10 protein-coding genes are annotated in these 9,030 nt (G+C 71.5%); 7 read left to right on the plus strand and 3 right to left on the minus strand.

The genetic code is table 11. The features are described 5' to 3' along the window. Window positions 1–22: 22 nt before the first annotated feature. The 3 genes from I5E_RS15125 to idi form a co-directional block, all read right to left on the minus strand. The gene (locus I5E_RS15125) at window positions 23–1,072 is read right to left on the minus strand and encodes a magnesium and cobalt transport protein CorA (protein ID WP_022907722.1); all 1,050 of its coding nucleotides are present in this window, start codon (window positions 1,070–1,072) and stop codon (window positions 23–25) included. 261 nt (window positions 1,073–1,333) lie between these two features. Beyond that, complete coding sequence (locus tag I5E_RS15130; protein ID WP_022907723.1) at window positions 1,334–1,921, minus strand: glycerol-3-phosphate responsive antiterminator; 588 nt, start codon at window positions 1,919–1,921, stop codon at window positions 1,334–1,336. 54 nt (window positions 1,922–1,975) lie between these two features. Continuing rightward, on the minus strand, window positions 1,976–2,518 hold the full coding sequence (idi, locus tag I5E_RS15135; RefSeq protein ID WP_031262885.1) for an isopentenyl-diphosphate Delta-isomerase: 543 nt from the start codon (window positions 2,516–2,518) through the stop codon (window positions 1,976–1,978). A 21-nt stretch (window positions 2,519–2,539) separates the two neighbouring features. Here idi and I5E_RS15140 point away from each other — a divergent pair, with 21 nt between their 5' ends. The 7 genes from I5E_RS15140 (at window position 2,540) to I5E_RS15170 (ending at window position 8,911) form a co-directional block, all read left to right on the plus strand. Beyond that, window positions 2,540–3,598 carry a polyprenyl synthetase family protein gene (locus tag I5E_RS15140; RefSeq protein WP_022907725.1) on the plus strand — a complete coding sequence of 353 codons (1,059 nt, stop codon included), beginning with the start codon at window positions 2,540–2,542 and terminating at the stop codon, window positions 3,596–3,598. Then, the gene (locus tag I5E_RS15145; protein WP_031262887.1) at window positions 3,595–4,527 is read left to right on the plus strand and encodes a phytoene/squalene synthase family protein; all 933 of its coding nucleotides are present in this window, start codon (window positions 3,595–3,597) and stop codon (window positions 4,525–4,527) included. The genes I5E_RS15140 and I5E_RS15145 overlap by 4 nt, the downstream gene beginning before the upstream one ends. Further along, window positions 4,524–6,155, plus strand: coding sequence for a phytoene desaturase family protein (gene crtI, locus I5E_RS15150; RefSeq protein ID WP_083857999.1), 1,632 nt, complete (start codon window positions 4,524–4,526; stop codon window positions 6,153–6,155). The genes I5E_RS15145 and crtI overlap by 4 nt, the downstream gene beginning before the upstream one ends. Then, the gene (locus tag I5E_RS15155) at window positions 6,155–6,496 is read left to right on the plus strand and encodes a lycopene cyclase domain-containing protein (protein ID WP_022907726.1); all 342 of its coding nucleotides are present in this window, start codon (window positions 6,155–6,157) and stop codon (window positions 6,494–6,496) included. The genes crtI and I5E_RS15155 overlap by 1 nt, the downstream gene beginning before the upstream one ends. Then, window positions 6,493–6,873, plus strand: coding sequence for a lycopene cyclase domain-containing protein (locus tag I5E_RS15160; RefSeq protein WP_042723941.1), 381 nt, complete (start codon window positions 6,493–6,495; stop codon window positions 6,871–6,873). The genes I5E_RS15155 and I5E_RS15160 overlap by 4 nt, the downstream gene beginning before the upstream one ends. After that, the gene (locus I5E_RS15165; protein ID WP_031262891.1) at window positions 6,870–7,796 is read left to right on the plus strand and encodes a prenyltransferase; all 927 of its coding nucleotides are present in this window, start codon (window positions 6,870–6,872) and stop codon (window positions 7,794–7,796) included. Before I5E_RS15160 ends, I5E_RS15165 begins: the two co-directional genes overlap by 4 nt. Before the next feature lie 71 nt (window positions 7,797–7,867). Continuing rightward, window positions 7,868–8,911, plus strand: a complete 1,044-nt coding sequence (locus I5E_RS15170; protein ID WP_022907727.1) for a Gfo/Idh/MocA family protein — start codon at window positions 7,868–7,870, stop codon at window positions 8,909–8,911. Window positions 8,912–9,030 lie beyond the last annotated feature (119 nt).

Raw genomic sequence — 9,030 nt, forward strand, 5'->3', positions numbered from 1 at the left:
CTCCCGTCCCACCGCCCCGCGACTACAGCCAGTTGCGCTTGCGGAAGATCGCCCAGAGCACGCCCATCAGCGCGAGCATGCCGAGGATCGCGACCGGGTACCCGTAGCGCCAGTGCAACTCGGGCATGTGGTCGAAGTTCATGCCGTAGACCCCCGCGATGAGTCCGGGAGCGAAGAGGATCGCGGCCCACGAGGAGATCTTCTTGACCTCCTCGCCCTGGCGGTGCGCGGCCCGCGCGAGCTGTCGGCTCTCCTCGCCCTGCGCGAGGCTGGCGCTCGTCATCCGGCGCATGGCCTCGTTCTGCTCCTGGGACACCAGGGTCGAGTGCAGCGTCAGGGCGTTCTCGAGCAGCGCCCGGAACGAGTCCACCCGCTCGGTCACCCGGAACGCGTGGTCGAGCACGTTGCGCAGCCGGTGCGGGACCTCGTCGTCGACGCCGTACTTGTCCGCCCCGCGGAGCAGGCCCTTCACCATCGCCGGTACCGGCTTCGTGGCGCGCTGGAACGCCAGGACCTCGCTGAGGAGCTGGTAGATCCGCTTCGAGACGCCGGGGTCGACCTGGCCGGCGAACAGCTGGTCCTCGATGGCGTCGATGTGGTCCTGCAGGATCTCGACCACGGGGGCGTACCCGTCGACGACCTCGTCGAGCACGGCGGCGGTGACGGCCTCGGAGCCCCGTGCGAGGAACTCCGGGTCGGCCTCCACACGGGCACGGAGCGCCGCCAGGTCGGGCCGCTCGGCGTGCCGGACGCTCACGACGAACCGGTCGCCGACGAACAGGTGCACCTCGCCGAACTCGACGGTCTCGGCCCGGGTGTCGAACCACGCCGGGCGCAGCACGAGGAAGAGCGTGTCGCCGTAGCGCTCGAGCTTGGCGCGCTGGTGGCCCTTGCGGGCGTCCTCCACCGCGTTCTCGTGCAGGTCGAACTCGACCGCGACGGCCTCGAGCTCGGCGTCGTCGGGTCGGAAGAGCCCGATCCACGCGAGGTCACCCCGCGTGGCGAGCGACAGGGTCGACGGGGACTCGACGCGTCGTCCCGCGACGTACACCGCGTTGTCGATCAGTGCCATGTGCGTGCTCCTCTCGGGAGCAGGCAGGCGCGATTCCCCGGGGCACCGGGGAGCAGGCGTGGTTCAGCGAACGGGCGCGCAGATCGTCCGGGACCGGAGCCGGGGCACGATCTGCTGGCCCGATCGAGGATGGTCACCCGACATCGCGCCTCACCTGCCCTTCTCCTGGTCCGTCGGCCGCGGACGGCGGCCTCGCGGCCACACCCGTGGCCGACGTCCGACCCTACTCCGCTGGCCCGACCGAGCCAAGTGAACGAACGCTCACATGCCCCAGACGTCGCGGTCGGACGACGCCACCGCGACCGCTCCGGCACCGAGCGCGGCCACCACGTCGGCCTTGTCGCACACCAGGCCGCCGGCGATGATCGGCACGTCCGTGTCCTGGCGCAGCCAGGTGATCACGCGCGGCATGCACCCGGGGAGGATCTCGATCGCGTCCGGCCCGGCCTGCTCGACCACGCGGGGGAGCTGGTGGTACGAGAACGAGTCGACGAGGAAGAACCGCTGCACGGCCACGAGTCCGGCACGCTTGGCGGCGCGGACCAGGTTCGACTTCGTCGAGAGCACGCCGTCCGCACGGGTGTGCTCGGCGATCCAGGTGACCACGACCTCGCGCGCCGCGAACCCGTCGAGCAGGTCGACGTCCACGAACACGGTCTTGCCGGCGTCCTTCGCCCGGGCCACGATGTCCGCGACGTCGAGCACGCTGCCGTAGAGCACGAAGACGACGCCCCGGTCGGACGCGAGGACCTCCTGCAGGGCGGACGCGTCCTTGATGCTCGCGATCACGGGGTCGTCACGGAGTGCCTCGAGCACCGGTCGCGCGACATCGCGTTCCGTCGTCGTCATACCGACCATTGTCGACGACGCGGTGTGGTGGCCGCTGCCCGCTCGGCGGATCCGTCAGCGGGTGATGTGCAGGCCCTGGGTGGCGAGCTCGGTGAGCTGCCAGCCGAGCCACGGGCTCCACGCGAAGGGCGCACCGGCCACCGACTCGCGGAGCGCCGCCTCGGAGACCCAGGCGTACTCGGCGACCTCGTCGTCGGCCGGGGCCGGGACGTCGTCCGTGACCGCACGGAACACCGGGCAGACCTCGTTCTCGACGATGCCCGACGCGTCCACCGCGCGGTACCGGAAGTCGGGCAGCACGAGCTCGACGTCGCGGACGGTGATCCCGAGTTCACGCGATGCCCGCCGGGCGATCGCGTCCTCGAACGACTCGTCCGGTCCCGGATGGCCGCAGAACGTGTTCGTCCACACGCCGGGCCACGTCTTCTTCGTCAGCGCACGACGGGTCACGAGGACGTCGCCGTCGGTGTTCCGGACGTGGCAGGAGAAGGCCAGGTGGAGGGGCGTGTGGTCGGTGTGGACCGTGAACTTGTCGGCCGTGCCGATCGGGACACGGTCATCGGCCAGCAGGACCACGGATTCAGGAAAAGTCGTCATCAGCTTGGATAGGTTAGGCCAATGAGCGAGGAAGCGGCCACCGTGGCGCACATCGACCTCGCGCTCGTCGACGACTGCCTCGAGCGCTTCTTCGCCGTGTCGTCGGCCCGCGCCGAGCGGTACGGACGCCCGTCGGAAGAACTCTGGCGGGTGCTCCGCAAGGCGAGCATGGGCGGCAAGCGCTTCCGACCGCGCATGGTGCTCACCGCGTACACCGGCCTCGGGGGTGACGACCTGCACGCGGCCGCGCACGTCGGGGCCGCCTACGAGCTGCTGCACACGGCGCTCGTCGTGCACGACGACGTCATCGACCGCGACTGGTCGCGCCGCGGGCAGCCGAACGTCGCCGGGTCCTTCCGCGACACCGGCACGACGGGTGGTCTGCCGCTGCCCACCGCCGAGCACCGCGGCATGAGCGCCGCCGTGATCGCCGGTGACCTCGCGCTCGCCGGTGCGCCCCGGTTCATCGAGTCCGCCGGCGTCACGGGCGACCGACGCGCCCGGCTGCTCGAACTCCTCGACGAAGCCGTGTTCGCCAGCGCCGCCGGTGAGATGACCGACGTCGACCTCGCGCTCGGCGTGATGCCGACGGTGGACGAGGTCCTCCGGATGGAGCGTGCGAAGACGAGCGTCTACTCGTTCGAGGCGCCCCTGCAATCCGGCGCGGTCCTCGCGGGGGCACCGGAGCCCGTCGTGCAGGCACTCGGTGCGTTCGGCCGCGAGATCGGCATCGCCTACCAGATCGTCGACGACCTCCTCGGGGTGTTCGGCGACGAGGGCACGACCGGCAAGACCGTCCTCGGCGACCTCCGCGAAGGCAAGCGCACCATGCTCATCGCGTACGCCGCGACCACCGACTGCTGGCCGGACATCGCGCCGTACCTCGGCGATCCGCACCTCAGCGAGGAACGCGCGGCCGAACTCCGTGCGACCCTTGTCACCTGCGGTGCCCGGGCCGCCGCCGAATCGCGGATCGCCGAGCACACCGCACTCGCCCGTGCCGAGCTCGCCGGACTGCCGTACGAACTCGCCGACCGCCTGGAGGCCCTCGTGACCGAACTCGTGGAGCGCGCCCGGTGACCCACAGCCGAACGGAGCCGCGTCCCACGACCCGGCTCCCGCTGTACGACGCCACGGCCGAGGCCGCCTCCGGGGTCGTGATCGACCGGTACTCGACGTCCTTCGGACTCGCCAGCCGGCTGCTCACGAAGGACACCCGCGAGCACATCCGCAACGTCTACGCCCTCGTCCGGGTCGCCGACGAGGTCGTCGACGGCCCCGCGACCGAGGCCGGGCTGGACCACGCGCTCGCCCGGACCGTCCTCGACGAGCTCGAGGCCGACACCGAGCGGGCGATCGCGATGGGCTTCTCCGTCAACCCGGTGGTGCACGCCTTCGCGCGGACCGCCCGGGTCACGGGGTTCGGTCCGGAGCTGACGCGTCCGTTCTTCGCCTCGATGCGGATGGACCTCGAGCGCACCGAGCACGACCAGGAGTCCTTCGACCGCTACGTCTACGGATCGGCCGAGGTCGTCGGGCTGATGTGCCTCCGTGCGTTCGTGCACCGTGCCGGCACGCCGACCTTCGACGACTCGGTGCTCGTGGACGGCGCGCGGGCCCTCGGCGCGGCGTTCCAGAAGGTGAACTTCCTGCGCGACCTGCACGCCGACTTCGAGGTGCTCGGTCGCTCCTACTTCCCCGGGGTCGACATCCGGAGCTTCGACGAGACCACCAAGTGGCGACTGGTCGACGACGTCCAGGCCGACCTCGACCGGGCCGCCCGCACCGTCCGGCTGCTGCCGGCCGACGCGCGGAACGCCGTCGGACTCGCCCACGCGCTGTTCCAGGAACTCAACGACCGCATCGCCGCGACGCCGGCCGACCGCCTGGTCACGACCCGGGTCCGCGTGCCGAACCCGGTGAAGGCACGCCTCGCCGCGCAGGTGCTCGCCGGACGTGCGCCGCTGCGGTCGCGCTCGACCCACCACCGGACGGGAGGCACGGCGTGACCCCGCCCCGCGCCTCCGGGCCGGCACAGGCCGGCTCCACGACCACGCGCAAGGTCCCCGCGCGTCGCGCCGTCGTCATCGGCGGCGGGATCAGCGGGCTCGCGTCCGCGGCGCTCCTCGCGCGGGACGGCTTCTCGGTGACCGTGCTCGAGCAGCGCGGGCAGCTCGGCGGCCGAGCCGGATCGTGGGAGCGTGACGGCTTCCGGTTCGACACCGGGCCGTCGTGGTACCTCATGCCCGAGGTGTTCGACCACTTCTTCCAGCTGCTCGGCACCTCGGCCGACGCCGAACTCGACCTGGTGAAGCTCGACCCCGGGTACCGCGTGTACAGCGAGGGCAACGACGAACCGATCGACCTGCGCGCCGACGCCGAGGCGAACATCGCGCTGTTCGAGTCCGTCGAGCCCGGTGCGGGCAAGCGGATGCGGAAGTACCTCGCGTCGGCCGAGGACACCTACGCGATGGCCGTCCGCCGCTTCCTGTACACGACGTTCCAGGACCTCACGAAGCTCGCGGCACCCGACGTCCTCCGGCGCCTGCCGAAGCTCGCACGCCTGCTGCTGCAGCCGCTGTCGGCGTTCGCGAGCACGGCGGTCAAGGACCGTCGCCTCTGGCAGATCCTCGGGTACCCGGCGGTGTTCCTCGGCACCAGCCCGTACGCCGCGCCGAGCATGTACCACCTGATGAGCCACCTCGACCTCGCCGACGGGGTGCTCTACCCGAAGGGCGGGATCACCGAGGTCATCGCTGCCGTCGAGCGGGTCGCCCGTGCCGAGGGCGCGAAGATCATCGCCGGTGCGAAGGTGGAGCGGATCGTCGTCGAGGACGGCGTCGCCACCGGTGTCGTGCACCGCGACCGGGACGGCGTGCAGCACACCGCCCCCGCCGACCTCGTGGTGAGCGCCGCCGACCTGCAGCACACCGAGATGCAGCTGCTCGACCGCGAGCACCGCACCCACGGCGCCGAGCACTGGAAGACGCGCGACCCGGGGCCGAGTGCGGTCCTGGTGTACCTCGGCATCGACGGCCCGACCCCGGGGCTCCTGCACCACACCCTGGTCTTCACGGAGGACTGGAAGGCGAACTTCGGCGCCATCTTCGGCAAGGACCGGCACGTGCCGGACCCGGCGTCGATCTACGTCTGCGCACCGTCCGAGACCGACCCGTCCGTCGCACCGCGGGGTTCGAGCAACCTCTTCATCCTGGTGCCGCTGCCCGCCGACCTGTCCATCGGCAAGGGCGGGATCGACGGCGCCGGCGACTTCCAGGTCGAGCAGATCGCGGACCGCGCCATCGACGTCGTCGCGGAGCGTGCCGGGGTGCCGGACCTGCGGGACCGCATCCGGGTCCGGCGCACCATCGGACCGCGCGACTTCGCGGACGACCTCAACGCCTGGAACGGCTCGATGCTCGGCCCGGCGCACACCCTGAAGCAGAGCGCCTTCTTCCGCGAGAAGAACGCGTCCACCAAGGTCGACGGGCTCTACTACGCCGGCGCCTCGACGATCCCGGGCATCGGGCTCCCGATGTGCCTCATCAGCGCCGAGGTGCTCCTCAAGCGCATCCACGGCGACACCACCACCGAACCGCTCCCGGTACCGCTGCCGCGGCCCGGCACCCCCGGCTGATGCCCGGGCTGTACCTCGCCGGGCTGCTCGTGTCGCTCGTGGGCATGACGGTCCTCGACGCCCGCCTGCACCTGTTCTTCTGGCGGTCGCCGTGGCGTGCGGCCGCCGTGATGGTGGTGGGCGTCGCGTTCTTCATGCTGTGGGACGTCCTCGGGGTCGCGCTCGGCATCTTCTTCATCGGGCCGCAGAACCTGCTGACCGGGGTACTCCTCGCCCCCGAGGTCCCGCTCGAGGAGCTCTTCTTCCTGCTGCTGCTCTGCTACACGACGATGAACCTGGTGGGCTTCGTGCAGCCGCTGGTCGCCCGGGGCCTCCGGCGGTCCGAGCGGGGCGGCTCGTGACCGGGTCTGCTGCGTACGCGCTGCTCGCGCTCCCGTTCTTCGCGGCGGTGGCGGTGGTCGCCGTCGTCGCCGGGATCGTCGCCGCACGACGGGCCCGTGCCGCCGGCCGACGGTCCGCGACCGGACGGCGGATCGCCCTCGTCACGGGGCTGGCCGCCGGCATCGCCCTGCTCGTGATGACGATCGTCTTCGACAACGTCATCGTCACGCTGCGCATCGTCGCGTACGACCCGGCGCTCATCAGCGGCGTCAAGCTCGGCGCGATCCCGATCGAGGACCTCGCGTACTCGATCGCGGCGATCGTGCTGCTGCCGAGCCTGTGGGTCCTGTTCGCCCGCCCCACCCGGCCATCCCAGGAAGAAGAACCGACCCGATGAACGCCAGCACCGCCTCCCGGCCCTCGACCGTGCGCGCGCTGTTCGTGTCGTCGCGCCCGATCAGCTGGGTGAACACCGCGTACCCGTTCGGCGCCGCCTACCTGCTCGGCAGCGGGGTCGGCGTCGAGGGCGGCGGCGGGTTCTCGCTCGTCGCGTTCCTCGTCGGGGTCGTGTACTTCCTCGTGCCCTACAACCTCGCGATGTACGGCATCAACGACGTCTTCGACTACGAGTCCGACCTGCGCAACCCGCGCAAGGGCGGGGTCGAGGGCGCCCTGCTCGACAAGAGCGTGCACCGCACCACGCTCTGGGCGGTCGTCGTCACGAACGTGCCCTTCCTCGTCGCGCTCGTCGTGCTCGGCGCCGTGTCCGGCAACGGGCCGTGGTCGTGGCTCGTCCTCGCGATCAGCGTGTTCGCGGTCATCGCCTACTCCGCCCCGGGGCTGCGCTTCAAGGAGAAGCCGTTCCTCGACTCGCTGACCTCGTCGACCCACTTCGTGTCGCCGGCGATCTACGGCCTGGCGCTCGCCGGCCCGCACTGGACGGGGCAGCTCGTCGCCGTGTGCGTGGCGTTCTTCCTGTGGGGTGTCGCGTCGCACGCGTTCGGTGCGGTGCAGGACGTGCTCGCCGACCGCGCGGGCGGGATCGGCTCGGTCGCGACCGTCATCGGCGCCCGGGCCACCGTGCGCCTGGCGTTCGTTGCGTACCTCGTCGCCGGCGTCGCCCTGCTGTTCTCGGCGTTCCCGGGGCCGATCGCCGCGGTCGTCGTCATCCCGTACGCGCTGAACGTGCTGCCGTGGTGGAACGTCACCGACGACGGGGCCGAGTCCGCGAACGCCGGGTGGAAGCGCTTCCTCTGGATCAACTACCTGGCCGGCTTCATCGTCACGATGGCGCTCATCGCCTACGCGTTCACGCACTGACGTCGCACCCTGACAGACTGGACGCACGCGCCGCGGGAGTCGTGGCGCCCCAGTCACGAAGGAGTGCACGCATGACGGTCCGGATCATCCACGTCGGTCTCGGAGGGTGGGGCGGCAACTGGGCCCGCACCGCCATCCCAGAGGTCACCGAAGTGGAGGTGGTCGGGATCGTCGACCCGGTCCCGGCGACGCTCGACGCCGTCCGGACGGACCTCGGGCTGCCGGCATCGGCGGCGTTCGCGTCCCTCACCGAGGCTCTCGCCGGGGTCGAGGCCGACGCCGTCGTCATCACGGCCCCCGCCGTCACGCACGTGCCGCTCGCGCTCGAGGCGCTCGAGGCCGGCAAGCATGTCCTCGTCGAGAAGCCGTTCGCGAACTCCACCGACGAGGCCGTCACCGCGGTCCGTCGTGCCGAGGAACTCGGGCTGGTGCTGCAGGTCAGCCAGAACTACCGCTGGTACCCGGCACCCCGGGTGGTCACGGACCTGCTCGCCGCGGGGACGGTCGGGGAGCTCTCGGCCATCTCGATCGACTTCCGGCAGTGGGACAACGACCTCGCCTTCGAGGAGCACCCGCACTACCGGTTCCCGCACGCGATGATCAACGACATGGCGATCCACCACTTCGACCTCCTCCGGATGATCACCGGTCAGGAGGCCGTCCGGGTGTTCGCGAAGTCGTCCTACCCGTCGTACAGCAAGTACCAGGACGAGGCCGTCGCGTCGATGATCATCGAGCTCGACGACGGGCTCGTGGTGAGCTACCGCGGCAGCTGGCTCTCGCGCGCACCCCGCACGGCGTGGGCGGGCGAGTGGAGCATCCAGGGCGAGGACGGCGAGGTCTGGTTCACCAGCCGTTCCGGGGAGCCGAACGCGGTGGCCGGCGACCGGGTGACCGTCCGCCGGACGCAGGACGACGACGCCGAGACGGTCGAACTGCCGACGATGCCGCACACCGACCGGCAGGGCGGCCTGCAGGCGTTCGCGCGCTCCGTCGAGGGCGGGCCGGCCCCGGCGACGAGCGGGCGGGACAACCTGCGGAGCCTGGCGCTCATGGAGGCGGCCGGTCGCTCCGCGGCCTCCGGCCTGCCCGAGGACGTCGTCGTCCCGTCCTGACACACGGCGGACGGGAGGCGCGGTGCGGCCCTGCCCCGCGCCTCCCGTCCCGTGCGCGCGCCCGCACGCGCGCCCTCACGGGCGCGTTCTCACGCGCACAGCGACAGTTCACGCGGTCG

It is taken from the genome of Curtobacterium sp. B18, assembly GCF_000333375.1.
In the GTDB taxonomy this organism is placed as follows: Bacteria; Actinomycetota; Actinomycetes; order Actinomycetales; family Microbacteriaceae; genus Curtobacterium.